This is a genomic window from Corynebacterium incognita, assembly GCF_014217255.1.
Classification (GTDB): Bacteria; Actinomycetota; Actinomycetes; order Mycobacteriales; family Mycobacteriaceae; genus Corynebacterium; species Corynebacterium incognitum.
On the sequence record NZ_CP059404.1, the window covers coordinates 1,139,227 to 1,164,666 of the forward strand.

General features: G+C 61.1%; 22 protein-coding genes. 10 read left to right on the forward strand and 12 right to left on the reverse strand.

Features of this window, described 5'->3' with window-relative positions:
• Nucleotides 1–266 precede the first annotated feature (266 nt).
• From rplI to H0194_RS05275, 7 genes are all read right to left on the reverse strand, one after another.
• Nucleotides 267–719, reverse strand: coding sequence for a 50S ribosomal protein L9 (gene rplI, locus H0194_RS05245; protein ID WP_185176743.1), 453 nt, complete (start codon nucleotides 717–719; stop codon nucleotides 267–269).
• 93 nt (nucleotides 720–812) lie between these two features.
• A complete protein-coding gene (locus H0194_RS05250) occupies nucleotides 813–1,415 on the reverse strand; it encodes a single-stranded DNA-binding protein (RefSeq protein ID WP_185176744.1) in 603 nt (200 codons plus the stop codon).
• Between the two features lie 82 nt (nucleotides 1,416–1,497).
• Nucleotides 1,498–1,785, reverse strand: a complete 288-nt coding sequence (rpsF, locus tag H0194_RS05255) for a 30S ribosomal protein S6 (protein WP_185176745.1) — start codon at nucleotides 1,783–1,785, stop codon at nucleotides 1,498–1,500.
• A gap of 137 nt (nucleotides 1,786–1,922) precedes the next feature.
• Complete coding sequence (locus tag H0194_RS05260; RefSeq protein ID WP_185176746.1) at nucleotides 1,923–2,099, reverse strand: hypothetical protein; 177 nt, start codon at nucleotides 2,097–2,099, stop codon at nucleotides 1,923–1,925.
• Nucleotides 2,100–3,512, reverse strand: coding sequence for a glycosyltransferase family 87 protein (locus H0194_RS05265; RefSeq protein ID WP_185176902.1), 1,413 nt, complete (start codon nucleotides 3,510–3,512; stop codon nucleotides 2,100–2,102). It lies immediately after the preceding gene.
• A 132-nt stretch (nucleotides 3,513–3,644) separates the two neighbouring features.
• The gene (locus H0194_RS05270) at nucleotides 3,645–5,987 is read right to left on the reverse strand and encodes a transglycosylase domain-containing protein (RefSeq protein WP_185176747.1); all 2,343 of its coding nucleotides are present in this window, start codon (nucleotides 5,985–5,987) and stop codon (nucleotides 3,645–3,647) included.
• 172 nt (nucleotides 5,988–6,159) lie between these two features.
• Nucleotides 6,160–6,528 (reverse strand): DUF5318 family protein, encoded by a 369-nt coding sequence (locus H0194_RS05275; RefSeq protein ID WP_185176748.1) that lies wholly within the window; start codon nucleotides 6,526–6,528, stop codon nucleotides 6,160–6,162.
• A 171-nt stretch (nucleotides 6,529–6,699) separates the two neighbouring features.
• Between H0194_RS05275 and H0194_RS05280 the strand changes: the two genes are divergently transcribed.
• The 4 genes from H0194_RS05280 (at nucleotide 6,700) to H0194_RS05295 (ending at nucleotide 10,089) form a co-directional block, all read left to right on the forward strand.
• Nucleotides 6,700–7,845 (forward strand): inositol-3-phosphate synthase, encoded by a 1,146-nt coding sequence (locus H0194_RS05280; RefSeq protein WP_185176749.1) that lies wholly within the window; start codon nucleotides 6,700–6,702, stop codon nucleotides 7,843–7,845.
• Nucleotides 7,846–7,892: 47 nt separating this feature from the next.
• Nucleotides 7,893–8,420 (forward strand): MarR family winged helix-turn-helix transcriptional regulator, encoded by a 528-nt coding sequence (locus tag H0194_RS05285; RefSeq protein WP_185176750.1) that lies wholly within the window; start codon nucleotides 7,893–7,895, stop codon nucleotides 8,418–8,420.
• A gap of 101 nt (nucleotides 8,421–8,521) precedes the next feature.
• Nucleotides 8,522–9,511: a universal stress protein gene (locus H0194_RS05290; RefSeq protein WP_185176751.1), complete on the forward strand. Its 990-nt coding sequence runs from the start codon at nucleotides 8,522–8,524 to the stop codon at nucleotides 9,509–9,511.
• A 68-nt stretch (nucleotides 9,512–9,579) separates the two neighbouring features.
• Nucleotides 9,580–10,089 (forward strand): hypothetical protein, encoded by a 510-nt coding sequence (locus tag H0194_RS05295; RefSeq protein WP_185176752.1) that lies wholly within the window; start codon nucleotides 9,580–9,582, stop codon nucleotides 10,087–10,089.
• Here H0194_RS05295 and trhO read toward each other — a convergent pair.
• Both trhO and H0194_RS05305 read right to left on the reverse strand, forming a co-directional pair.
• Nucleotides 10,086–11,021: an oxygen-dependent tRNA uridine(34) hydroxylase TrhO gene (gene trhO, locus H0194_RS05300; protein ID WP_185176753.1), complete on the reverse strand. Its 936-nt coding sequence runs from the start codon at nucleotides 11,019–11,021 to the stop codon at nucleotides 10,086–10,088. The genes H0194_RS05295 and trhO overlap by 4 nt on opposite strands.
• Before the next feature lie 232 nt (nucleotides 11,022–11,253).
• Complete coding sequence (locus H0194_RS05305; protein WP_185176754.1) at nucleotides 11,254–12,744, reverse strand: DUF1846 domain-containing protein; 1,491 nt, start codon at nucleotides 12,742–12,744, stop codon at nucleotides 11,254–11,256.
• Between the two features lie 450 nt (nucleotides 12,745–13,194).
• On the opposite strand from H0194_RS05305, the gene H0194_RS05310 reads away from it, so the two are divergent.
• Together H0194_RS05310 and H0194_RS05315 are read left to right on the forward strand one after the other, a co-directional pair.
• On the forward strand, nucleotides 13,195–14,007 hold the full coding sequence (locus H0194_RS05310; RefSeq protein ID WP_185176755.1) for an Fpg/Nei family DNA glycosylase: 813 nt from the start codon (nucleotides 13,195–13,197) through the stop codon (nucleotides 14,005–14,007).
• Nucleotides 14,008–14,037: 30 nt separating this feature from the next.
• Nucleotides 14,038–15,795, forward strand: a complete 1,758-nt coding sequence (locus H0194_RS05315; protein WP_185176756.1) for an NAD(P)H-hydrate epimerase — start codon at nucleotides 14,038–14,040, stop codon at nucleotides 15,793–15,795.
• Here H0194_RS05315 and H0194_RS05320 read toward each other — a convergent pair.
• Nucleotides 15,792–16,490 (reverse strand): ABC transporter ATP-binding protein, encoded by a 699-nt coding sequence (locus H0194_RS05320; RefSeq protein ID WP_185176757.1) that lies wholly within the window; start codon nucleotides 16,488–16,490, stop codon nucleotides 15,792–15,794. The genes H0194_RS05315 and H0194_RS05320 overlap by 4 nt on opposite strands.
• A gap of 1 nt (nucleotide 16,491) precedes the next feature.
• The gene (locus H0194_RS05325; protein WP_343061343.1) at nucleotides 16,492–17,538 is read right to left on the reverse strand and encodes an ABC transporter permease; all 1,047 of its coding nucleotides are present in this window, start codon (nucleotides 17,536–17,538) and stop codon (nucleotides 16,492–16,494) included.
• A 103-nt stretch (nucleotides 17,539–17,641) separates the two neighbouring features.
• Here H0194_RS05325 and H0194_RS05330 point away from each other — a divergent pair, with 103 nt between their 5' ends.
• Together H0194_RS05330 and H0194_RS05335 are read left to right on the forward strand one after the other, a co-directional pair.
• The gene (locus tag H0194_RS05330) at nucleotides 17,642–18,931 is read left to right on the forward strand and encodes a sensor histidine kinase (protein ID WP_185176758.1); all 1,290 of its coding nucleotides are present in this window, start codon (nucleotides 17,642–17,644) and stop codon (nucleotides 18,929–18,931) included.
• Entirely contained in the window at nucleotides 18,924–19,538 is a 615-nt protein-coding gene (locus H0194_RS05335) for a response regulator (RefSeq protein ID WP_185176759.1), read from the forward strand. Before H0194_RS05330 ends, H0194_RS05335 begins: the two co-directional genes overlap by 8 nt.
• On the opposite strand, the gene betA is transcribed toward H0194_RS05335, so the two are convergent.
• Nucleotides 19,535–21,238: a choline dehydrogenase gene (betA, locus tag H0194_RS05340; RefSeq protein ID WP_185176904.1), complete on the reverse strand. Its 1,704-nt coding sequence runs from the start codon at nucleotides 21,236–21,238 to the stop codon at nucleotides 19,535–19,537. The two genes, H0194_RS05335 and betA, sit on opposite strands and share 4 nt — an antisense overlap.
• Nucleotides 21,239–21,658: 420 nt before the next feature.
• On the opposite strand from betA, the gene betT reads away from it, so the two are divergent.
• Both betT and H0194_RS05350 read left to right on the forward strand, forming a co-directional pair.
• A complete protein-coding gene (gene betT / locus H0194_RS05345; RefSeq protein WP_185176905.1) occupies nucleotides 21,659–23,800 on the forward strand; it encodes a choline BCCT transporter BetT in 2,142 nt (713 codons plus the stop codon).
• A 104-nt stretch (nucleotides 23,801–23,904) separates the two neighbouring features.
• Nucleotides 23,905–25,440: an aldehyde dehydrogenase family protein gene (locus H0194_RS05350; protein WP_425486462.1), complete on the forward strand. Its 1,536-nt coding sequence runs from the start codon at nucleotides 23,905–23,907 to the stop codon at nucleotides 25,438–25,440.

Consider the following 25,440-nt stretch of genomic DNA (forward strand, 5'->3'; position numbering starts at 1 on the left):
TACCTCTACCTGCGCTAAGGGACGGTATGAAAAATGGATAAGATTGCCACCTGCACGAACGCGAACGAGGAATTGTGGGATTTTTCTCAAAAGTTATCCACAGGTTTTCGGAGTTATCCACATACCCCACATGAGGCACCGAGCGCGGCCCAGGAACCGCGAAAGCCCCGCCGCGACGAACCCGAATCATCGGGTAAGCCGTGCGGGGCTTTCGAGTGCTGTTGTCTGTGGGTCACTGACAGTGACCGCCGAAGGGCTTAAGTAATTTAAGCGCCTACGACCGAGAAGTTGACCTTGCCGAGTACGTCAGCGTGCAGCTTGACCTCGACCTGGTAGTTGCCCGTCTTCTTGACTAGGCCCTTTGGCATGTTCACGATGCGCTTGTCCAGCTTCGGACCGCCGGCAGCTGCCACAGCGTCCACGATGTCCTGTGCGGACACGGAGCCGAAGAGCTTGCCCTTCTCAGAGGTCTTCACCGTGACGGTGACGCCGCTGAGCTGCTCGAGCTGGTTGCGGACCTCGCGTGCGTGGTCCAGGTCGCGGATCGCACGTGCTTCCTGAGCGCGCTTGATGCCTTCGATCTGCTTCTCCGCGCCACGGGTAGCCACGATGGCCAAGCCGCGAGGAAGCAGGTAGTTACGTCCGTAGCCGTCCTTAACCTCAACAATTTCGCCTGGGGCGCCGAGGTTTTCAACGGCAGCGGTGAGGATCAGCTTCATGATCCCTGCCTTTCGTTGTTATGCCCGCGAGCTAAAAAGCGCTGGCGGAAATGGGTTTATGGTGAGAAATGACAGGCTAAGGGGTAACTGGGTTTAGAACGGTGGCTCTTCGCTGGCACCAAAGTTGGAGCCAGCCTGCGGAGCAGAGCCCCACGGATCATTGTCAGGCTGAGCGTTCTGCTGCGGCTGGGACGCGGGGGCCTGCTGTGGCTGATTGCCACCGAAGCCACCGTAGTTGCCGCCCTGGTTCCCACCGTTGCCGCCACCAAAGTTGGAGTTGCCGCCACCAAAGTTATTGCCGCCGCCGTAGTTGCCGGAGCCGCCCTCACGCGGGTTCCGGTTCACCTGGGCAGTGGCATAACGCAGGGAGGGGCCAACCTCGTCTACTTCGATTTCAAAAACGGTGCGGTTTTCGCCCTCGCGGGTCTGGTAGGACCGCTGACGGAGGCGACCAGTGACAACGACGCGAGCGCCCTTGGTCAGGGACTCGGCGACGTTTTCTGCGGCTTTGTTCCATACATTGCAGGTCAAGAACGTGGCTTCGCCGTCTTCCCACTGGTTCGTCTGCGAGTTAAAGCGACGAGGTGTGGAAGCGACGCGGAAGTTGGCAACTGCCTTTCCCGCAGGGGTAAAACGAAGTTCGGGATCGGCAACTAAGTTACCCACGAACGTGATGTTGGTATCGCCCTGTGCCATGTGTTCAGCCTTTCGTTGAAGTGCTTTAGGTTCCGAGGTTCAAAAGCTCACATTTGAGCTTGTCCAAACCCAGTATCCTCAATTAGCTGTCGGTTCGCAGAACCTTGGTGCGAAGGATGGTATCGCTGAGGTTCAGACGGCGGTCGAGCTCCTGCACAGATGCGGACTCGCACTCCAAGTTGGCGACGGCGTAGATGCCCTCTTCCTTCTTGTTGATCGGGTACGCAAGACGGCGCTTGCCCCACACGTCCAGGTTTTCTACCTTGCCGCCATCCTTACGGATGATTTCCAGGTACTTATCCAGGGACGGGGTTACGGTGCGCTCATCCTGGCTTGGATCCACAATGATCATGATTTCGTAGTGACGCACGGACCTCATCACCTCCTATGGTCTAGTTGTTGTAATCGGCCACATCACCTTTGCGGATGTGGCAGGAGGGTACGTTGCGTCAAGCAACCACGCCAGATTACCCTAGTCAGACCCCGAAAAGAAATCCCCTACCTCGCTTAAGCGGCGTAAAACACCGCGCAGGTCGTGGGAATGACCGTGAGAAACACTAAGGCCCCCAGCCCCAACAAGAGCGGCACCCACCGCGGCTTGTTGCGCATAAAGGTCCAGTACGCCGTGATGACACAAATAAAGCCCAAGAAGATCGACACGATGCCGATGATGGTCACGGCCATTTAGATCGCGCTTTCCGACGCCACTTTTACTCGCGGCCTGAAGGGGCCGGCGAGGGGATCGCGGCCCTCGTGCGCGTCGCGCACCTTGTCCGCAGTCTTGCCGTACATCTGACGGATCACGATGACCGCCAGCGCGATGAGGAAGCCGTCGCGGCACAGTAGCACCAGGTCCAAGAATTCACCCGGCACGCCCTTCTTATCCGTGCCCAGCATGTGCCACATCAGCGCCGGCCACACCAACATCTCTGTGATCATCCACGAGATCAGGAGTCGCCAGCGCGGCACCGCAAGGACGGCCGGGATCACTAACCAGATGGAGTACTGCGGCGACCACACCTTGTTGAACAGCAGGAAAGCGATGAGGATGAGCAGCACGAGCTCCGCCACCCGCGGCGTGTGTGGCGCCTTGATGCCGAGGAGGAATATAGCCAGGCAACTGCCAAGAAACAGCAGCAGCGTCACGGCATTGAGGATTGTGGGCGCGCCGTCGCCAGAGTCAAAGCCAGTCCAGCCGAGGTTGCGGCTCGCTATGGCGTAGATGGTCGTCCACTCCCAGCCGCGCTCAGTGTTGAGCCGGTTAAATTCTCGCCACGCCTCAGGGAAGGCCAGCATGATGGGAACGTTGAGCACCAGCCATGCTCCCGCGGCGCCGGCGGTGATCTGGGCGAACGGGGCCCAGGCGCGGCATCGGAAAGCAAGCACGAGGAAGGCGCCGAGGATAAACAACGGCCACATCTTGGCGGCGGTACCCAGACCGAACATGATGCCGCCGAGCCAGGTCTTGCGCCGCATCACGGCGTACATACCGGCGACGGCGAAGAAGATGGACAGGATGTCCCAGTTCGAAAAGGCGTGGACAATAACGATGGGGCTAGCAGCGACCAGGAAAGCGTCCAGGTGGCGATTGCCCACCATGTCCGCGACCATCCGCAACGTCACTACCCACAATGCTGAAAGCACCAGGGCGGTTACCGAAAAGTACCACGAGGCCTCCGGGATGGAGTGCTCCCCGAAGATATTCAACACGCCGTAGGTGGAGCGGCTAATGAAACCCATGAGGTTTTGGAACAGGGAGGTGAGCACCGGGTACTCGATGTACCGGGTGAGGTCGCCTTCCTGCCAGCTGAAGTTGTAAATGAACCCCGGTTCGTTGAGACCGCGGCCCTTATACAGCGGGATGATGTCGTTGTAGCAGGCGGCCACGTATTGCCGGTTGCCCGCCCAGTTGAGGTTCACTACGCCGTCGGCGCTGCGCACGCCTTCCAGGCAGCGAGCCTTAGAAAGGTAACCGAAGCTCAAGAACACCAGGGCGGTGAAGATAAGCGTGCGCAGCAGCGTCCACCACCCCGGGCGGACGGCGCCGGCATGGGCGCCGAGGGGCCCGCCTAGATAGTCGACGACGCCGCGCACCACCGGGAGATTCTCCCCGTGCGGTGCGCGGCGTGAGCGCCCGGTAGGCCTATTGGGTTCAGTCGCGGAGTTCGTCGAAGTTTTCACAGCTGATACTTTACTTCAGACGTTCGCCGGATACTTACTGTGCGAGATTTATTGCAGGAACTCGTTGATGAGATCCTCGATGTCCTGCTCTACAGCGCCACCGCCGTTGCCCCCGCCGGTATTGCCGCCTCCGTTGCCGGAGTTGCCACCCGAGTTTCCGCCAGAGTCGCCTCCGTTACCGGAGTTCCCGCCCGAGTTACCGCCACCATTGCCCGAGTTGCCGCCCGAGTTTCCGCGGTTGCTGTTTCCGGAGTTGCCGGAGTCACCTCGGTTGGAGCGCGGGGTCCGCTGCTCCTCCGCAGGGGCCTCTTCGGCGGGTACCTCCTCCACCGGAGCCTCCTCAACTGGGGCCGCCTGCTCAGGGACGTAGTTGGGGTCCACGTAGCCGCCGCCGTACATGCCCGTGCCGTAACGCACCGGCTTTACTGAATCGAAAGGCACCAATTCTTGACCGGCGAGGGAGGCATCCAGGGTCTGCTTCCAAATCTGGGTCGGTGCCTGGGAACCGTACATGATGCCGCCCCACTGGTTGAAGATGGCGGAGGCGTTGTCAGCGGTACCTACCCATACTGCGGAGGCGAGCTGCGGGGTGGAACCCACCATCCAGGCGTCACGGTTGTTGCCGGTATCGCCCAGCTGCGAGGTACCGGTCTTGGCCGCGGACTCACGGCCGTCGGCAAGCGCGCCGTTGGAGTAGGAGGCGATTGGCTTCATTGCCTCCAGGACGTTGCCTGCAACGGTCTCGGAGACTCGGCGCTGGCCTTCCGGCTCCGGGCGTTCAAACAGCACTTCGCCGGTGCCGGTTTCTACCTTCTGCACGAAGTGGGTTTCGTTCCACACGCCCTTATTCGTCAAAGTAGCCATGGCGGTTGCCATGTCCACCGGGCGAGACGGGTACTGGCCCAAAACGATGCCCTCGTAAGGAGGGTTGCCGTTTTCGGTCAAGGTTTTTTCAATCGACGGCAGGGTATCAGCCACACCCAGAGAGTGAGCCATGTCCGCAGTGTCCTGCATCTTGTTCTTCAGGTCGTCCTGCAGGCGAATGAACGAGGTGTTGTGCGAGTACTTCAGAGCATCCTTGATGGAACAAAAGCCGCAGTCGAAGCCCTCCACGTTGGACACCGGAATGTTGCCCGGCAAAGTCACCGGCGCCGAAGAGTAGCCGGTGTCCAGGGAGATGCCCTGCTGCAGGGCCGCGGCCAGCGCCATGATCTTGAAGGTAGAGCCCGTCTGCATCGGGGCGTTGGCGTAGTCCCAGCCTCCGGCCTCATCGCCGCCGTAGTAGCCGCGCACCGCGCCGGTGGCGGGATCAATGCTGACCGACGCCGCGCGGGCGTCGTCCTGCAGCGGATCTAGGTTGGCACGCACGGCATCGAGAGTGGCGTTTTGCACCTTCATTTCGATGGTGGTGGTGATCTGCAAGCCCTTGTTGGTCACATCGTCCTCGGTGATGCCGATGTGCTCGAGCTCGTCGATCACGCGATTCTTGATGAGCCCATTAGGTCCGGTGGCCTCCGTGTAGGCGGAGTACTTCGCGGGGTTACGTGTCTGCGGGAACTTCTGCTTGCTGCGCTCCGCCGCATCAACCTCACCCATCTCCACGAGGCCGTCCATAACGTAATTCCAGCGATCTACGGATCGCTGCTTATTCACCCACGGGTCCAGCTGCGAAGGGGTCTGGATCAAGCCGGCGAGCAAAGCGCCTTCGCTCACGGTCAGCTTGCTGGCGGGCTTATTGAAATAAGCATTCGCCGCAGACTCGATGCCATAGGCATTACGGCCGAAGTACACCGTGTTGAGGTAAGCGTTAAGGATCTGCTCCTTGGGCCACTCGTTGGTCATCTTCACCGAATACACCAGCTCACGGGCCTTACGCTCATAGGAACGCTCGTCGCCGACCAAGGTGTTTTTCACGTATTGCTGGGTAATAGTGGAGCCTCCACCGGCGGAGTCATTACCGGTCAACTGTCCGATGACGGCGCGTCCGAAACCAGTCACCGAAAAGCCGCTGTTGGTCCAGAATTCACGGTCCTCGGCCGCCAGCACCGCAGTCTCAACGTGGTCCGGAATTTTGTCCAAGGTGATCTGCTTGCGGTTACCCTCCGGCGGTACTAGACGCGCGAGCTCAGTCTTGCCATCGCCGGCAAAGATGGTAGAAATCTGCGCGTTCTGAAGCTCACTCGCCTCTGGGATGCGGGCCTTGGAGTAGGCCACAGAAAACGCCACTGCTGGCACAGCGATGGCCACCAGCGCGATGACGAGGAACCAGATGAGGCAGCCTGACTTCGCCCGGCGCTTAGGCTTCTGCCTTCCCTTTCGGGTAGCGGACCGGGCGCTTGCACCCGACGCGGACGCGGAGTGCGCTGCGCCGGATTCTGCTTTCTCATTCACTAAATTCTGCCCCTCAGTTGAGTAGAGGAAATGTACAACACAATATTCGCAGCTTACTGGGTTTTCGGGCCTACAGAAAACCAACACAACCAACCAGTTGGCAGTTGTGAGCCGTTTTCAAGCCAGCTTCAAGCCTCACGCATTCAATTTATTGTGCATTCAGCGTCAGGCGTTACGCTCCTGCAGTAGCAGTACGCAGGAGAAAGTTCCACTGACATCGACGGCACACCTCAACGAGGTGCACCGTAAACTCCAGCCCCTCGGCGACAAAATCAGCGATCTCTTCCTCGCTGCGTGCCGAACCGGCACGGCGACCAAGTGCTTCTCCGTACACCCAACGAGTAAAACGCAGTTCCTCGTCCTCACACACCGGGCACGGTCGCGGCGCTGTCTCGCCGTGGTGTTCGGCCGCCGCGCGAAGGAGGAAGTCGGCATCACACACGTCGTCGCGAAGCACCCGCCCGGCGCGCAGGTCCCGGAGCGCCGCTGCGCGCTCCCATTCATGGGAGACCACATCGGTATAACGAATGTTGCGAGCCATGCCACCACCTCCTCAGTGAAACCTTGATCGATTTACTTAATCGATACACCGTGCGCAATGGAGGTTTCACCCTACTCTTTTCCTGCGACCCTACCTAGCCTGAGAGGTCTAACACGTCGCAGGCAGCGATGTGTGGCGAGCACGACAGAAAGAAAAAGGAGCTCACGCACCATGAACGGTTCGGGCAATCCCGCAGAAAATTCCTCCACCGCCGGCACGCAACCCTCCGGCAATTCCAGTGTGAAGGTGGCCATCGTCGGCGTCGGCAACTGCGCCACGTCCCTCATCCAGGGCGTGGAGTTTTATCGCGACGCCAGCACGGAGGAGAAGATCCCGGGGTTGATGCACGCCACGCTCGGGAAGTACCACGTTAAAGATGTCGAATTCGTCGCCGCCTTCGACGTCGACGCCGCAAAGGTGGGCAAAGATCTCAGCGAGGCGACAAAGGCGCCGACGATCTGCACCATTTCCATCGCAGATGTCCCCCACCTGGGCGTGACTGTGCAGCGCGGCCCGACACTCGACGGCTTGGGCGTGCACTACCTGCAGACCATCGAGGAAGCAGACGCTGCGCCTGTCGACGTCGCGCAGGCCCTTAAGGACGCCGGCGCCGAGGTCGTGGTCTGCTACCTCCCCGTCGGTTCTGAAGAGGCGGCGAAGTTCTACGCTCAGGCCGCCATCGACGCCGGCTGCGCCTTCGTCAATGCACTCCCAGTATTCATTGCCTCCGACCCGGAATGGGCACAAAAGTTTGAAGAAGCCGGGCTTCCCATTGTTGGCGATGACATCAAGTCCCAGGTGGGCGCCACAATCACCCACCGGGTGATGGCCAAGCTCTTTGAGGACCGCGGCGTGCGCCTGGAGCGCACCATGCAGCTCAATGTGGGCGGCAACATGGACTTCAAGAACATGTTGGACCGCAACCGCTTGGAGTCAAAGAAGATCTCCAAGACCCAGGCTGTGACCTCAAACCTTACGGACGGGCCCCTGGCTGGCAAGAAAGAAGATCGCAATGTCCACATTGGCCCGTCGGACTACGTGGAGTGGCTCGATGACCGCAAGTGGGCGTACATCCGACTGGAGGGCTCCGCGTTCGGCGAGGTTCCTCTCAATCTGGAATACAAGTTGGAGGTGTGGGACTCCCCCAACTCCGCCGGCATCATCATCGACGCGCTCCGCGCCGCCAAGATCGCCTTGGATAGCGAAGTCGCCGGGCCAGTATTTCCTGCCTGCGCTTACCTCATGAAGTCCCCACCAGTGCAGATGGCCGATGAGAAGGCGCGCGAGGAGTTGGAAAACTTCATCGTCGACCAGTAGTCCGACTAGTTTCTAGCACAAAATGGAAATTAGCTAGGATTGCTGTCATGGACAAAAATATTTCGCCCGACAACAATCCTGCTGCACCGGGGCAGCCGGGCGCCCCCGCGGGAGATTCGGTTCCGCCCACCTCCATGGAGGATGCCATGGAACTGGCCACCAAGATCCAGCCCGCCATGAACAAGCTGGTGGTCATCTTTCAGCGCACCACGGAAGGCTCGAGCCTGACGTCCTCGCAGGTTTCCATCATGAACCGCCTCAAAGAGGAGGGTGCATGCCGGATTAGCCACGTGGCCTCCATGGAGCTCATCAGGATGCCCACCGCCTCCAACGCATTGTTGCAGTTGGAAAAGCGCGACTTGGTGTCCCGCGTACGCGATGAGGACGACCGCCGCGGCGTAAAGGTGGCCCTGACGGACAAGGGCCGCCAGGTCCTCGACGACGTCTCGGAGCAGCGGTCGGAAGCCCTCGCCCGAATCGTCCAATGGCTCGGGCCGGAATATATCAACACCGCCGAGAACCTCGCTGAGTTGATCAACGAACTCTCCCGCATCTACCGACCCACCCAGCCCTAGCCGGGCTGAGTGTCCTCCTAGTTAACCGGTGTTAATCCGCGTTAACTCCAGCGGGATTTTCCGTTAAAACTGCATGTACTAAGCTAGCTGTAAACATCACTATGGCTAAAGACACCTCTGCTCCGGATTCTGACACCGCGTTGGCGCAGCGCGGTGTCCCAGCGATCCCGAGGGTATTGATTGCGTGGAGCCCCACGAACTCCAGCGACGCCGCGCTCAACTATGCCGCCTGGCTGGCTCGCACCACCCCCATCCACATTCGCGTGATTTCTACTCTCGTCCAACCTTGGACCACCACCAGCCTGAGCAAACTCGGTGGCAAGTACAAAAAGTGGTTTAAGAAGGAAGCTGCTGCTTGCGCTGAACAGGTAGAAAAGGCCCTTCGCGGCGCAGGTATCGCGGAAGAGAACTGGGACGAGGAATTCTCTATCCTCGTCGACGGCTCCTCCAAAGCCGCGCTACTCACCGCCGCGGCGGAAAACTTCGACGCGGACTTCATCCTGATCGGGCCCGGCGCCGCCGCACCTAAGGGGCGCTTCCTCGCCGGCACAACCGCCGACACCCTGCTCCACTCCTCCCCCATCCCACTGGGCTTGAGCCCGCGGGCCGCCAAGTTGTCCAAGCACGGTGTGACCCGTGTGAACTTTGCGTTCGTCGAAGAGCCCGGCAAGAACCTGGAGCTCAGCCAGCTTCCCGGGTTGGAATCCGCGGCCGCCATGGCGTCGCGTTGGAACGTCCCGCTGCGCATCCTCGGCTTCTCCCCGTCCGGTTTGTTGAGCTCACCCTCGGGTTCCATGGATGTGGCGCAGGCCCTGACCTCGCACTGGAGGGAGACCTCGTTGGCGCTTCTCGACGTCGCCAGCGATTTCGTCCTCGATGCGTTCCCCGACCTCGAGGTGGAAACCGACATCGGCTCCGGCAACGGCTGGGCCGGCGCGGTCGACGCCTTGAAATGGAAGAAGGGTGACATCATGTGCCTGGACTCCGCGCCGCTCAGTCCTTTCGAGCGCGTTTTCCTCGGTTCCACCACCACCGAGTTTTTGAACCACCTACGGGTACCGGTGATTATCTACCCCGCGCATACGCGTTAGGCACAACCGCGTGACCTTTGCCCGCCGTCGCGCCCCATCGCCTTGCGCCGGGCACTAAGCTAAGAGCCATGTCCTCTTCACCCCGCGATCGCCGCCAGCAGTCCCAACGGCGCCTCGAGCACCCCGAAAACGACTTGTTCGGAGACGCGGATTCCGCCAACCTTGCTCCCCCGGAGCCGCGCAGCTTCGAGGAACTCGCGCAAGGGGTTGATCCCAAGGTGCAGGCCGAGCTCAATAACCGCTCCACCCGTCAGGCTCAGCTGTGGGCGGCGGGCACAGTGATCATGTCCGTGCTCGTGGCCTTCGGCCTCGCGCTTGCGTTCCGGCTCGTCGGCGGCGAGCGCTGCGATAGCGGCGAAGGGGTCTGGCTGTGCACCCGCTCCCAGCAGCTGTGGTGGGCCGGGCTGACCAGCATCCCGCCCATCGTCGGCGCCATCGGCTGCGGCGTCATCATGGTGCACAAGCTGAAGTCTTACGTGCGCTGGCGCTCCTGGATGGGCTTCTTCTGGTTCCTCGTCCCGCACTGCATGGGGTGGCTGTTGGCCACCATCATGGTCTTCGTGGACGCGACGAGCTAGGCGCCCTGCTTCGCGGCGAGTTCGCTGGCGACCGCGGCGCAGTCTTCCCGGCCGCAGTGTGAGGTGCGCACGTCAGCGGCGCACTCGTCACAGATGAGCACCTGTTGGCGGCACGTGTCTTCGTTCACGCAGTTGACGAACTTATTGTTCCCCTTGCCGCAATGGATGCAGTGACCAAGCTGCACGAATCCGGGGTCCTCAGTGCCGATGCCGAACTCGGTGTGCATGCGCTTGTCAAAGACGTAGAGGGAGCCTTCCCACAGGCCGTCGTTGCCGTACTTCTCGCCGTAGCGAACGATGCCGCCGTCGATTTGGTAGACCTCTTTGAAGCCGCGATTCTTCATGAGCGCGGACAAGATCTCGCAGCGGATACCACCGGTGCAGTAGGAGACCACCGGCTTGTCTTTCATCCAGTCGTACTTGCCGGACTCTAGTTCCGCAATGAAGTCGTGCGTGGTGGTCACATCGGGCACCACGGCGTCTTTAAACTTTCCGATCTCCGCTTCCATGGCGTTGCGACCATCAAAGAAGACCACGTCGTCGCCGCGTTCCTCAACCAGTGTGTTCACTTCTTCGGGCTTGAGGTGCACGCCTCCGCCGACGACGCCGTTCTCGTCCACCTTGAGCTCCCCCGGCGCACCGAAGGCCACGATCTCATCGCGCACCTTCACGGACAGGCGCGGGAAGTCCTCGGCGCCGCCCTCGGACCATTTGAATTCCATCGCCCCAAAGTATTCTTTGGTCTTCTTCACGTATTCCTTGCAGGCGTCAATATCTCCGCCGACTGTGCCGTTGATGCCGTGCTCGGAAATCAGGATTCGACCGTTGAGGCCGAGGCGTTCGCACAGTTCGCGCTGCCACAGCATCACGGCCTTGGGGTCGCTGATGGGGAGGAACTTGTAATACAGGAGGATCTTCGAAAGGCGCTGCATAGCTTTCGATCCTAGTCCCCGAGCCCCATAAAGAAAATCACCGTTACCTGCAGTGATGTTCAACACTATCCTCGTTGTCTTCGGGGTTTCCCCCACGGACGCAGTGCACACGCCACGTTACAACCTAGCGCTTAAGTGGTCGCCGGGAAGCAATCTATCGTAACTTAAGCCTTAAGTTGCGATAGATTGTCGACCTGCAACCAGATAACTCATCACTGAGAGGCACCGCGGCTTACTTCCTAAACAAAGCCTTCTTCGCGAACTTCGGCTCCGAGGTCACCAGCACGCCGAGGTTACGGAAGATGCCTTCATCCACCGAACCCAGGATGGTGGTGGTGTGGATATCGCAGCCGCGCAGGTTCTGCAGTTGCTGCAGAGCCAGCCGCGCATTCTCGTCAGTGCCTGCAGAAACAGACAGCGCAATCAGTACTTCGTCGGTGTGCAGACGCGGGTTACGGGAGCCCAGGTGCTCGGTCTTGAGCGTCTGAATCGGCTCGATCGACTCTGGCGACAGCAGGTGCAATTCGTCGTCGATTTTGGCGAGCTTCTTGAGCGCGTTGAGTACGACGGCCGCGGAACATCCCAACAGTGGGGAGGTCTTGCCGGTGACGATCGAGCCGTCGGCTAGCTGCAGCGCGGCGGCAGGGCCGCCGGTTTCCTCCGCCAGCTGGTTCGCCGGGGTCACCACGGCACGCATTTCCTTGTCCAGATCCAGGCGGCCCATGACCATGGCCACGCGATCGGAGAAGGTGGAGTCCAGCTCGTTGCGGGCCTCGTTCACCAGTTCCTTGTAGTAGCGGCGAATAATTTCCTGGCGGGAGGCCTCGGCGCATGCCTCGTTGTCAGTAATGCAGTAGCCCGCCATGTTCACGCCCATGTCCGTGGGTGACTTATACGGCGAGGACCCGGTGAGCTTCTCCAGCATGTTCTTCAACAGGGGGAACGCCTCAACGTCGCGGTTGTAGCTGGTGACCTTCTCCTCGTATTCCGCGAGGTGGTAGGGGTCAATGACGTTGCGGTCATCCAGGTCCACCGTGGCCGCCTCGTAGGCCTCGTTGACTGGGTGGTTGAGCGGCAGGTTCCAGATGGGGAAGGTCTCAAACTTGGCGTAACCGGCGTCGATGCCGCGCTTGTGGTCGTGGTAGACCTGCGACAGGCAGGTGGCCATCTTGCCGGAGCCCGGCCCTGGGGCGGTGACCACGATGACGTCGCGCGTGGTCTCCACGTATTCGTTGCGGCCAAAGCCGTCTTCGCTGACCACCAGGCGAGTATTCGAGGGGTAGCCGGGGATGCTGTAGTGCGTGGCCACCTTCAAGCCCAGGCGTTCCAAGCGCTCGCGGAAGGCCTTAGCAATGGTGTTGTCGTCCTCCATGCGGGTCATCACCACGTTATCCACCAGGAAGCCCTGCCCCCGGAAGGCGTCGATGAGGCGGAGCACGTCCTCTTCATAAGGAATGCCCAAGTCCGCGCGAATCTTCTGGCGCTGCAGGTCTTGGGCATTGAGGCAGATGAGGATCTCCAGCTCGTCTTTGAGCTGTTCCAGCATCACGATCTTGTTGTCCGGGCTGAATCCCGGGAGGACTCGGGAGGCATGCATGTCGTCGAAGAGCTTGCCGCCCATCTCCAGGTAGAGCTTGCCGCCGATGTCCTCGCGGCGGGCACCGATGTGCTCCGACTGCATCTGGATATATTTCTCGCGGTCAAAGCCGATCTTGTGCGTCATACGTTGCGTTCCTGCCTCGCGTGCGCGCTGTCCTGCGCGCTGTCAATATTCCGCACGCCGAGTCTAGTCCCCTTGATCAGGTTTTTAGCAAAACAAACCCCGCGGCGATAAATAAATATCAAGCCGCGGGGTTCGTCCACTCTCTCTCAGGGCGGTGAAGTTTAGGGCCATTCGCCAGGGCCACTCCCCACCACCGAGCTCAAAAGATGCCTCAAGGGAACTCGGTGCTGGGAACTTAACTGAAATTCCGGACGGATTCGCAACTATCCGCCGCTGACAATTATTTAAGCGGTTCAACCTTGAAAAGGCCTGAATGCCCACTGCAATTTTTTAGCCAAGTTGGTTACTGGTTGGGCACCATGGAGTAACAAAAGGGTCTCACAACACTTAGTTCACCCTTATTTCAGCCACCTGGGCTGGTCTTTTGACCCACGGGCTAGACTAAAGCCCATGCCAGAAGGACACGTCATTCACCGCCTTGCCAACATTCTGAACGCGGAGTTTCGCAGCTCCCCGGTGGCCGTGTCCAGCCCGCAAGGGCGTTGTGCGGCCGAGGCAGCGCTTCTCGACGGCACGCGCATCGACTACGCGGAGGCACGCGGCAAACACCTGTTCATCCACTTCGCCGCCAACGTCCCGGAGCACATCGTCTACATCCACCTTGGTCTCATCGGCTCTTTGCGCTTCGAAGACCCCGAATCCAGCTGGGGCCAGCAGCGCCTCCGCATCGCCACCGCGACCCAAGCCGCTATCCTCCGCGGTCCGCAGTGGTGCCGGGCCATTACCGACGACGAGTATAGCCTCGCACTCAGCAAGATCGGCGAGGATCCCATCCGCGATGACGCCGACCCCGAGGCACTGTGGCCGCGGGTGCACCGCTCGCGCCGCAGCATCGCGTCACTTCTCATGGACCAGAAACTGTTCGCCGGAGTGGGCAATATCTACCGCGCCGAAACACTGTTCCGCCAAGGGCTTTCACCATTTATTTCCGGCAGCAACCTCGACCGCGCCAACTTCGACGCCATCTGGGACGACCTCACCACCCTCATGGCCCAGGGCGTTATCGACGGCCGCATCGACACCGTGCGCCCCGAACACACCCCGGAGGCCATGGGGCGCGCCCCGCGCAAAGACGATCACGGCGGCGAAGTCTACGTCTACCGTCGCGCGGGCTTGCCCTGTTACCAATGCGGCACACCCATCGCCGTGCAGACCATGGAGGGGCGCAACCTGTTCTGGTGCCCCACCTGCCAGCCCCAGTAAACCTTGTGAAACCCCGGTACGTTGGGAACCATGTTCCCCGCTTACTCTGTCGAAGACATCCGCCGCGCCGAAGCCGCGCTGCTTCGAGCTGAAGAGTCCGAGGACCAGCTCATGCAAGTCGCCGCCAGCGCCGTTGCCGACGTCGCGAGGGTGATGCACGCCGCCCACAGCCCGCGCCTGCCTTCCAACGGTGACGTGCTCATCCTCGCCGGACCGGGTGGCAACGGCGGCGATGGCCTGTACGCCGGCGCGGCGCTGGCGCTGCGCGGATTAAGCGTCAGCGCCCTACTCGTCGCCGACGACGGTACTGCGCACCCGCGGGCACTCGACACCTTCCGCGCAGCCGGCGGTACGGTCTTAAGCCCCGATGACAACCCCCGGTTGGCAGCACTGGAACACGCCCTCATCATCGACGCCATCGCTGGGCTCGGTTCCGCGCGGCCCCTCGGTCCTGCTGCGCACGACGTAATGAAGGCAGCCGCGTTCACCGCACAACCCATCCTCGCTATTGATATGCCCACCGGCATCGACGCAGATTCCGGCGAGCGTGCCGAGCGCTACGTCACCGCCGACGTCACCGTGACCTTCGGCGGCCTGAAGACCGGCCAGCTCGTGGCGCCCGAGTGCGGCGAGATCCTCATCGCGGACTTATCTCTGCCGGGAACCGAGCGTGGATTCGGCAGTATTCTCGCGGGTGCTTGTGGTACGGACTTCGAGCCCCTGGGCCTTTTCGGATACTTGCCCACGATCCAGGCGCCTTTCGATTGGTCACTTCTCACCAATACTCTCCCACCGGCCCCGGGCAAAGACATCTTTAGCGATGCCCCGTTTTGCATCGTCTCCACCCGGGAAACCTACACCTCCATCAAGGGCGTGGAGCCGGGACTCCGGGACGACAAGTACACCGGTGGGGTGACCACCGTGATGGCGGGCAGTGACACCTACCCTGGCGCGGGTGTCCTGGCCGTAGCGGGCGCTGTGCGGGCCACTGCGGCCATGGTGCGCGCGGTGAGTTCGCAGCCCGAACTCGTCGTCCAGCGCTTCCCCGAAGTGGTATTGCACCGATCGCTTGTCGACGCGGGGCGAGCCCAAGCGCTAGTCATCGGCCCCGGCCGCGGCACGGACGACGCGGCCCGGAAGGAACTGGAGTTGGCGCTTGGCCAGCCGGTGCCGATCGTGGTGGACGCCGATGCGCTAACTCTATTGGCTGAGTACGCCGACTTGCGAGAGCTGCTCGCCCAACGCGGCACCCCGGCCGTTCTCACCCCGCACGCTGGGGAGTTTGCTCGGCTGTACGACGCCGTATTCGGCGAAGCCGCGGGCGCCGACGACACAGTGTCCCTCGCTCAGCGCATTCGTCGGCTAGCAACGCAACTCGGGGTCGTCCTGGTCTACAAGGGCCGAATCACCTGCGTGTGCTCACCGGACGGTTTCTTTGTCGCGTCTAATGCCGGCACATCCTTTGCCGCCACCCCCGGCTCCGGCGATGTGCTCACGGGGCTCATAGGTGCCTTCGTCGCCCAGCTCCACGCCGACGACCTGGCGCGCGCGCAGAGTTATTCGCTGTACATGGAAGAACTACCTGAGTTCAGCGTCACTGATTTAGACAGCGCGCGCTCCAGCGCGGTGTCCGCCGCGGTGAGCAAGGCGGTGGACGTGCATGCCTACGCCGCCGCGGTCGCTGCCACCACGCCCGATGGGATGGGACCGACCTCCGCGCTGCGCATCGCCGAGGCGATCCCGCAGGCCATCGCGAAGATCAACTCCGCTCATCCGGCGCGTCGCTAGGCCGCGCTGCGCGCCAGCACGCGAGTGTGGCCGTCGGTGATTTCTACCGCGGCGTCCATCATGGCCAGCTGGCTGCGGTCGTGGGTGACGATGACGGTGGCCAGCTCGTTGTCGCGAGACAGCCGGACGAGGAGCTCCATGACCTCCCTGGACAACCGCGAGTCCAGCGCGGAGGTCGGCTCGTCGGCGAGCAATACCTTCGGCGCGCCCATGAGCGCGCGGGCAATACCCACGCGCTGGCGCTGACCACCAGACAACTGCGTGACGCGGCGATCGCCGAGGCCCTCGAGCCCGACCTGGGCCAACAGGGCGTCGGCACGCTCGGTGCGGGGCTTAGTGCCGCGGATGTGGTCGGTAATCAGCAGTTGTTCGCGCGCGGTGAGCGCCGGCAGGAGGTTGGGTTGCTGGAAGACCATGCCGATGTCCTCGCGACGGATCTGCGAGCGCACAGCTTCGGATTCGGTCATGGTGCGCTCGCCGACGCTCATGGTGCCGGAATCGGGCACCACGAGCCCGGCGGCCACGGACAGCAGGGTGGACTTGCCTGAGCCGGATTCGCCCACCAGGGCGGTGACCTGGCCAGCGTGAGCGACCAAGGAGGCGTCGGACAGCACGGTGTTGCGGCTGAGCCCGTCTTGGAAGGAGACGGTGATGTTGTGCAGAGACAAGATTGGGGCGAAGTGCGAGTGCGTCATTTTAGGCGGTTCCTCCCAGAACGGTCATGGGGTCGGCGGACTTGACCTGGCGGACGGCGAGCAAGGCGCCGAGCATGCCCAATAGCCAAATGCCCACCGTAGGGATCAGGATGGTGGCGGCAGTGAGGTTGAAGGGGACGCCCTGCTGGGCGAGCATTCCGAGGCCGTAGCCCAGTACTGCGCCCGCGATGGCGCCGACGGCGAGGACGAGCGCGGCCTGGCCCAGGGAATCCTTGAACAGGTAGCCGCTGGTCGCGCCCAGGGCGCGCAGGACCGCCATGTCGCGCTTACGCTGGACGGTCCACACGCTCAGGAATGCGATGGTGACCAGGGCGGAAATGGCGTAGAGGAAGCCCTGCATGATCATCAGCGAGGAACGCTCGGACTGGTAGGCGGCCAGGCCTTTGAGGGAACCCTTCGTGTCGGTGACGGTGTGGCCGGCCTGCGCCTCAAGGTCGGCGTCGTGCGCCAAGAGTACGGTGCCCACCACGTCCTGCCCGGCGTGCGCGGCCTTGGCCCAGGTCTCGGAGCTGGCCCACGCCACCGGGGAGTGAGAGTAGTGGAGGTCGGAGGTGACAGCGGCGATCTGCATGTCCACACCGCCAACGCTGACCCACTCGCCCGTGGCAACGCCCACCTCGTCGGCGATCTGCTGGGAGATCACCAGGCCGTCGGCAGGCACGGCGGCGCTACCCTCCGGGACGTTCGTGCCCTCCGGCAGGCCCAACAGGCCGATGCCAAGCGCGGTGTCTTTGTATTCGAGCTTGGTCTGGGCGGTGCCCAGCGGCTGCGCGCCGGGATAGTGGCTGGCGGCTTCTTCAGTAAACGAAGAGTCGGTGAACGAAGGCTCGTCGGAGCTGAAAACAAAACGTGCGTCATCAGCGGCGCCCAGGGCCTCCAAGGCGGAAGTGTTCTGCTTGCCCAACCCACCGGTCAAACCGGTCAGCATGACGAGCAGCAGGGTGATGAGCCCGGTAGCGGCGACCATGAGCCCAAAGCGGCCGCGCGCGTGCTGGATATCTTTCAGTGCTAGGAACATAGCTTTCATAGTCGTCGCCTGCGTCCGTGAAACAATCGGCGCGCAGGTTGGTCTTGGGCTCAACCAGTTGGTTGATGCGGCGTCCACCAGTCTCGGATTAATCTGGACTGTCATGGACGTCCGCGACTCCCCTACCTGCGCCTCCCCCACGCCCGCAGCTGCTGCGAATGCTTCGGCGTCGCCGCTGCGTACGGTGCTCACTGGACTGCGCGGGGGCCTGCACGCCACCTTTTATTTCCTGCTGGCCTTCGGCGCGGTGGCCTCGCTTCTCGACGGCTCGTTGACCCCGCTTGCCGGACTCATTACGGTCCTGCTGGCCGGCGTTTACGCCAGTGGCATGTGGTGGCGACCCGCCTGGTTGTGGCTGGCCACCGTCACTTTCCTCTGGCTCGGGCTCATGGTGCACGCCCAAGACTTCATGTGGTTGGCGTTCCCCATCGCGTTTTTGTACCTCCACCTGCTGCGGCGCTGGTCCGGAATCCTCGCGGTGCTGGGGCTCTGGGCCGCGGCGGCGTTCATCCCCCGCTGGCGCTTCCCCAATGACTGGGAGCTGGCCATGGCGATTGGCCCCTTCATCGGCCTCTGCTTCGCGGTGGCGGTCTACTACGCCTACCGCGGCCTGCTGGCCGAAGCTGCGCACCACCGCCAGGTGGCCGAGCAGCTGCGTGAGACCCAAGATGAGCTGGCGCGTTCCGAGCACAACGCCGGCCGACTGGAAGAACGCGAGCGCCTGTCCCGCGAAATCCACGACACCGTGGCCCAGGGCTTAAGCTCCATCGTGCTGCTCGCCCGCGCGGCCAAGGCCAACTCGCACGACCCGGCGCGCCTGTCCGAACAGATGGCCACCATCGAGGAACAGGCCAGCACCAACTTGGAGGAGGCCCGCCGCTTCGTTCAAGACCTCGCGTCCGCGCCCGCGCACACGGTCAACGATCGCATTGATTCCGTCATCGCCGCCGCGCGCGCCCGCCAACGTGCCGTGGATGTGCCGTTGGAGATCACCCTCCACCGCGACGGTAGCCTGCCCACCTCTTCGTCGCGGCTTTCCGAAGACACCGCGAACACCATCGTCCGCGTGGTGCAGGAGGGACTCAACAACGTCATGCGGCACGCCGACGCGACCAAGGCGGTAGTCACACTCACCGCGTTGGGCGGGAAGGGTTCCCCCGCGGAGCTATCCATCGACGTTATCGACAACGGCCGCGGCATGACCGGTGCCATCGGCTACGGGCTGACCGGGCTGCACCGCCGCGTGGAGCTCAGCGGCGGTACCCTCACCATTGAGTCCACCGTGGGCGAGGGCACGGCGCTCACCGCGCTCATCCCGCTCGCCCCGCCTCCCGCCCAGACGAAGCCAATGACGAAATCATCGACGAACCCAACGGAGCACCGCCATGGTTAATGTCATGCTCATCGATGATCACCCCGTGGTGCGCGCCGGGCTGCGCGCCATCCTGGACAGCTTCCCCGACATCGCCGTGGTGGCTGAGGGCGGCGACGGGACCGCGGTGACCACTGACCCGGACAAGCTCTCGTCCGTGGACGTGGTGGTGTGTGACATCCAAATGCCCGTCATGGACGGCATCGCCACCACCGCGCACCTCAAAAACTCCGGCGGGCCGCCGGTGTTGATCCTCACCACGTATGATTCCCAGTCGGACATCCTCGCCGCGGTGGAGGCCGGTGCGCTGGGCTACCTGCTCAAGGACGCCCCGGAGCAGGAGCTTCACGACGCCGTGGTGGCCACCGCCGCCGGCCGCCGCACGCTGTCTCCGATCGTCGCCGCCGCCCTAGCCGAGCGCGTCTCCCGCCCCTTCGAGGCGCTCTCCGCCCGCGAGACCGAGATCCTCCAAGCCCTGGCCTCGGGCGCCTCTAACCCGCAGATTGCCAAGCAGTTGTTCATCTCAACCGCTACCGTGAAGACGCACCTCATCCACATCTATCAAAAGCTGGGCGTGGACAACCGCACCGCTGCGGTGTCCGTGGCTCGCGAGCGCAAGATCATTTAGTAATCCGCCATCGGTGCGGTCTTGTGGTCTCGCACCTTCTCACCTTCTGCGTACAGCGGCATTCCGGACTTGGCCTTGTAGTACGGCGCGTTGTTCGGCTCGAGCGGCGTGCGGCCCATGATGAGGTCTGCGGCCTTTTCCGCCACCATCATGGTGGGAGCGTAGATGTTGCCGTTGGTCACCGACGGGAAGACGGACGCGTCCGCCACGTACAGGCCGTCCACGCCGTGGACCTGCATCGTGTCCGGATCCACCACGGCCATCGGATCGTCGGCTGGGCCCATCTTCGTGGTGCACGACGGGTGCAGCGCGGTCTCGCCATCCCTGCGAACCCATTCGAGGATTTCCTCATCAGTTTGTACCGTCGGCCCCGGGCTGAATTCCTTGGCACCGTGCTTCGCCATGGCCTCGGTGTCCAGCAGGTTGCGAGCGACGCGCACTGCCTCGACCCACTCGCGCTTGTCCTGCTCCGTCTTCAGGTAGTTAAACAAGATGGCTGGCTTGTCCTTGATGTCTGCGGACTTAATGTGCACGTGTCCGCGAGTATCGGAAAACATCGGACCGACGTGGAATTGGAAGCCGTGCTTGCAGTCTGCCTTCTGACCGTCGTAACGCACAGCCAATGGGAGGAAGTGGAACATGAGGTTCGGGTAGGCCTCATCATCGTTAGAACGAACAAACCCGCCTGCCTCAAAGTGTGACGTCGCCACCGGCCCCTTTTTCGTGGCCAGCCACTGCAGACCGATGAACGGCCATCGCCACTTATCCAGGAACGGCTGGGAGGAATGTTCGGTTTCGGTGGAGTACTGGATGTACACCTCAAGGTGATCCTGAAGATTTTCGCCCACACCCGGCAGTTCCTTAACCACCTCAATGCCGTGGGATTCCAGCAGCTCGCGGTTGCCCACACCAGATACCTCAAGCAGCTGCGGAGTGTTGATAGCACCGGCAGTCAGGACAACCTTATCGGCATAGACACGACGCGTAGATCCCTCATGCTCGTATTCGACACCAACAGCCTTCTCTCCCTCAAAAAGAATCCGCGTCGTGAAGGCGCGAGTGCGCACTTCCAAATTCTCTCGATCCATAACCGGATACAGGTAAGCGCGTGAAGCAGATAGTCGCTTGCCGTGCTTGATGTTTCGATCAAACGGCGCGAAGCCTTCCTGTCGGTAACCATTGACGTCGTTGGTGAGCTCGTATCCGGCTTCCTGCACGGACTCAAACAGCGCTTGAAACAGCGGGGAGGTCGCAGGACCGCGGGAGAGGTACAGCGGCCCCTCGTGGCCGCGGCGCGGGTCATTGTCGTCAGCGGCCGCCGCGGTCTCCATCTTGTTGAAGTATGGCAGGCAATGGGCAAAGTCCCACTTCTCCATGCCCGGATTGGCACCCCACTTCTCGTAATCCATGGGATTACCACGCTGGAAAATCATTCCGTTAATCGACGATGAGCCTCCCAGTACCTTTCCGCGAGCGTGATAGACGCGGCGACCATGCATCTCTGGTTCAGGCTCGGACTCATACTGCCAGTCGTAATTCTTGTCGCCGATGGGGAACGAGAAAGCCGAAGGCATGTGGATGAACAAATCCCACAGGGAGTCGGGGCGCCCCGCCTCTAGGACAAGGACGCGAGTAGCAGGGTCTTCTGACGCCCGGCGTGCAATAACGGAACCGGCAGAGCCGCCTCCCACCACCACCATGTCACAGACCTCATCGGTGACATACTTCTTTTTCTTACCTACGGCATTCTGTAGAAAACCCACTGTCGTCCTTTCTCGTAGAAAACCTCTGAAACTACTAAGTTCAGAGTTTGAAGCATAAGCCAGTCTAGGTCTTCCAAATTGACCTTGTCGAGAAGTGCGCTATGTTCGACTACGCTGCAATATTCGTGTGCCAACGCAACAAAAGCTGTACACAACCTGTGCTCACATTGAGAACATTGCACACGTTTACACCGAGTAAATAAGCCGTGCGCAGCGATGATGTAGCCAGTTTTTGTGCTTATCACCGAAATATAGTCACATCGGAAGGAGCATTAAGTGAGCGAGAACTCCGCTCAAGATATCGACCCTGAGACATCTACCACACCCCAGCCACGACGCAAGACTGATGCCTATCGCATGCGAGCCTTAGTCGGCTCCTACCGAGCTGAGACAGGTGACGACGTCGGCGCAAGTGAGGTGGAGACTCCACAGCCAAATTGGCCCGTGTTTGGATTTTCGGCCATAGGCATCCTTGCTATGGCCGGATATGCTTTCTTCGGTCGCGAATCAGCCCAAGCAACCCTGGGATCTGTCACTAGTTGGATTGCCACCAACCTGGGTTGGTTTTATATCCTCACCGCTACTCTTTCCGTGGTGTTTGTCCTCATAGTAGCGGCCGGTCACTCAGGGCAGGTAAAACTAGGCCCGGATCACTCTCGCCCCAAGTTTGGTCTGTTTTCCTGGGCGTCCATGCTGTTCGCCGCCGGAATCGGCGTAGACCTTATGTTCTTCTCGGTCGCGGAACCCCTCACACAGTACATGGCGCCGCCAACTGGAGACCCGGAGACCATGAAAGCTGCCGAAGACGCCGTGGTTTTCGCTCTTTTCCACTACGGCATCACTGGTTGGGCTATGTACGCGCTCATGGGAATGGCCTTTGGCTACTTTGCTTATCGGTTAAACATGCCGCTAGCAATCCGTTCCGCGCTATACCCTCTCCTTGGCAAGCGCATCCACGGACCCATCGGCGACACTGTAGACGTCGCTGCAATGCTTGGCACCGTTTTCGGCGTCGCAGCATCGCTGGGCATCGGCGTTGTACAGTTGTCCTACGGCATCCATCTCATCTTCGGCTGGGAACAAGGCGCTGGACTCCAAGTAGCCCTCGTGGCACTCGCGATCTTCGTCGCAACTCTTTCTGCGGTATCCGGCGTTGACAAAGGTATCCGGCGACTCAGTGAGCTGAATGTCTTTCTCGCCATTGGCATGATGGTCTACGTTGTTCTTGCAGGTAAAACAGCATTCCTCTTCGATGCATTAATAATGAACATCGGTGACTACATTTCGTCATTCCCTAGCTGGACTGCTGATACGTACGCCTTCAGCCCGACCCCGGATGAAACCAGCGCATGGATGGAGTCATGGACCCTCTTCTTCTGGGCGTGGTGGATTGCTTGGGCCCCCTTTGTTGGACTCTTCCTCGCTCGTATTTCCCGTGGCCGTACGTTGCGCCAGTTCATCGTTGGTGTGCTCATCTTCCCCTTTTTGTTCATTCTCATGTGGCTCAGCTTCTTTGGAAACTCCGCTATCGACCTCGTTCGTAACGGTGGCAACCGCGCTTTCGGTGAAGCTGCAGCGGAAGTACCTGAGCAGGGCTTCTACGACCTCCTAGGCCAGTACCCCAGTGCTACCTTCCTCATCGGAATTGCGACACTTGTAGGCCTCTTGCTCTACATCACTTCCGCCGACTCCGGTGCCTTAGTGATGAGTAACTTCACTTCGAAGATCACCGACAGCCGACAGGATGGACCTCGCTGGATGCGCATTTTCTGGTCGGTGACCGTCGGCGTCCTCACCATCACCCTGCTGCAGATCGATGGCATTCCCACAGTGCAGTCCGCGACCGTCGTCATGGGCCTGCCATTCGCTGTTGTCATGTACTTCATCATGGCGTCACTGTGGAAGTCCCTGCGGCTGGAGCGCTACCACGAAGAAGCCCGCGCCATGGCATTACCCTCAGCGATGTCTGGGCGCATTGACTCTACTTCCGATAGCGACGAGATGTGGATCCGTCGCCTCGATCGAGCCAACGCTTGGCCTACCAAGGCCGACATGGCACGCTACATTGACGAGGTCGCCGCTCCGGCACTAGAAAAGGTCGCCGTCGAAATGCGAAAGCGCGGCAAGGAAGCAACCTTGCTGACCTCTGTCATTCCCGAGCTGGATCTCAACCATCTGGACCTCACGGTGCGGGTGCCAAACGAAAAGGCTTTCCGCTATCAGCTCTTCCCTGTTAGTGAGCAGCTTCCCGAGTTCGCCGAAGTAGAGACACACGAGACTCGCAAGGACGCCTACTACCGGTTGGAGGTATATAACCTCAACGGTTCCCTGGGCTACGACATTTACGGCTACACAGAGAATCAGCTGATAAACAACTTGCTAGATCTCTTTGAGCGCCACCAGGAATTCCTTTTCATGCACCGGGACGAGACTGGGAGTTCGGACCTCTCAGACGGTGCATCCCCCATCAGAACTTGGCGCGAAGACACCGAAGCCTAGCTCAGCGCTAGGCTAGGCACCACGTCACGCACATTGATAGAACTCCTTAAGGTAGTGATTTTTTGACCACCCAATCGGAACTTTTCGATCCCACTGCAGAAGCGATGCTTGCCGACGTTCACGCCGGTGACTCCCCACGAAGCCTCTACATCGATGGTCGCTGGGAAGCTGCGTCAGACAATGACACTCGAACCATTGTCTGCCCCGCCGACGGCACCGTCGTGGGCTCAGTGTCCGAGGCTTCTGAAAAGGACACCCTGCGCGCTATTGCGGTGGCCCGCGCAACGTTCGACAAGGGTGAATGGGGCAGTGTTCCCGCAAGCGAACGTGGAAAAATTCTCCTGCGGGTAGCAGCCCTCATCCGCGAGCGGACGGAAATCTTCGCGAAGGCCGAGTCAGCTGACACTGGAAAGAGGCTCGAAGAATCCGAAGCGGACATGTCCGATATCGCTAACGCCTTTGAGTACTTTTGTACGCTTGCTGGCCACAATGCTGGCCGCGTTGTTGACGCTGGTGACGACAACGTGCGTTCCCGCATCGCTGTCGAACCCGTCGGTGTTTGCGGCCTCATCACCCCATGGAATTACCCGCTGCTCCAAGTGTCATGGAAGGTAGCCCCGGCGATTGCTGCGGGTAATACCTTCGTGCTCAAGCAAGCAGAGCTAACCCCGCACACCGCGATGCTTCTCATGGCAGCGCTCGAGGAGGCTGGCCTACCGGCGGGCGTGGGCAACCTCATCACTGGTTCCGGGGCTGCATGCGGCAATCCGCTGTCCCAATCTCCCGACGTGGACATGGTTTCGTTCACCGGTGGCCTGGAAACCGGCAAGATCATCGCCCGTAACGCTGCGGACACCGTCAAGCGCGTTGCCCTCGAGCTCGGAGGGAAGAACCCCAATATCGTATTCGCCGACGCCGATTTCGATGCCGCCATCGACAATGCACTCAGCGCCGCGTTTTTCCACTCTGGGCAGGTGTGCTCCGCTGGTGCACGTTTGATCGTTGAGGAATCCATCCACGACGATTTCGTCGATGAGCTGGTACGCCGCGCGGACAACATCCGCCTCGGTGGCCCCACTGACCCTAGAGCGGAAACTGGCCCAATCATCTCCACCCAGCAACGCGACAAGATTGACAACTATGTCCAGCGCGCCCGCGAACAGGGTGCGACCATCCGCTGCGGTGGTCGCGCCGCGGAAGCCGCCGACACCCACAGCTCCCACGGCACCGGCAACTCAGACTTGGGCACAGGCATCTTCTACCTGCCCACCGTTATTGACGGCGCAACCGGCGACATGGATTGCGTGCACGACGAGGCCTTCGGCCCTACCGTGACGGTGGAGACCTTCTCCACCGAAGACGAGGCCATCACCATCGGCAACGACACTACCTATGGTCTTGCCGGTGCAGTGTGGACCTCGGACATCGCAAAAGCAGAACGTGTCGTCGCACGTCTGCGTCATGGCACCGTGTGGATCAACGACTTCCACCCCTACTTGCCGCAGGCCGAGTGGGGAGGGTTCAAACAGTCCGGCAATGGCCGAGAGCTCGGCCCCAGCGGCCTCGCCGAATACCAGGAGGTCAAGCACATTTATCACAACATCGCTCCAGCAGTGACCGGCCAGTTCGGTCTACAGTAG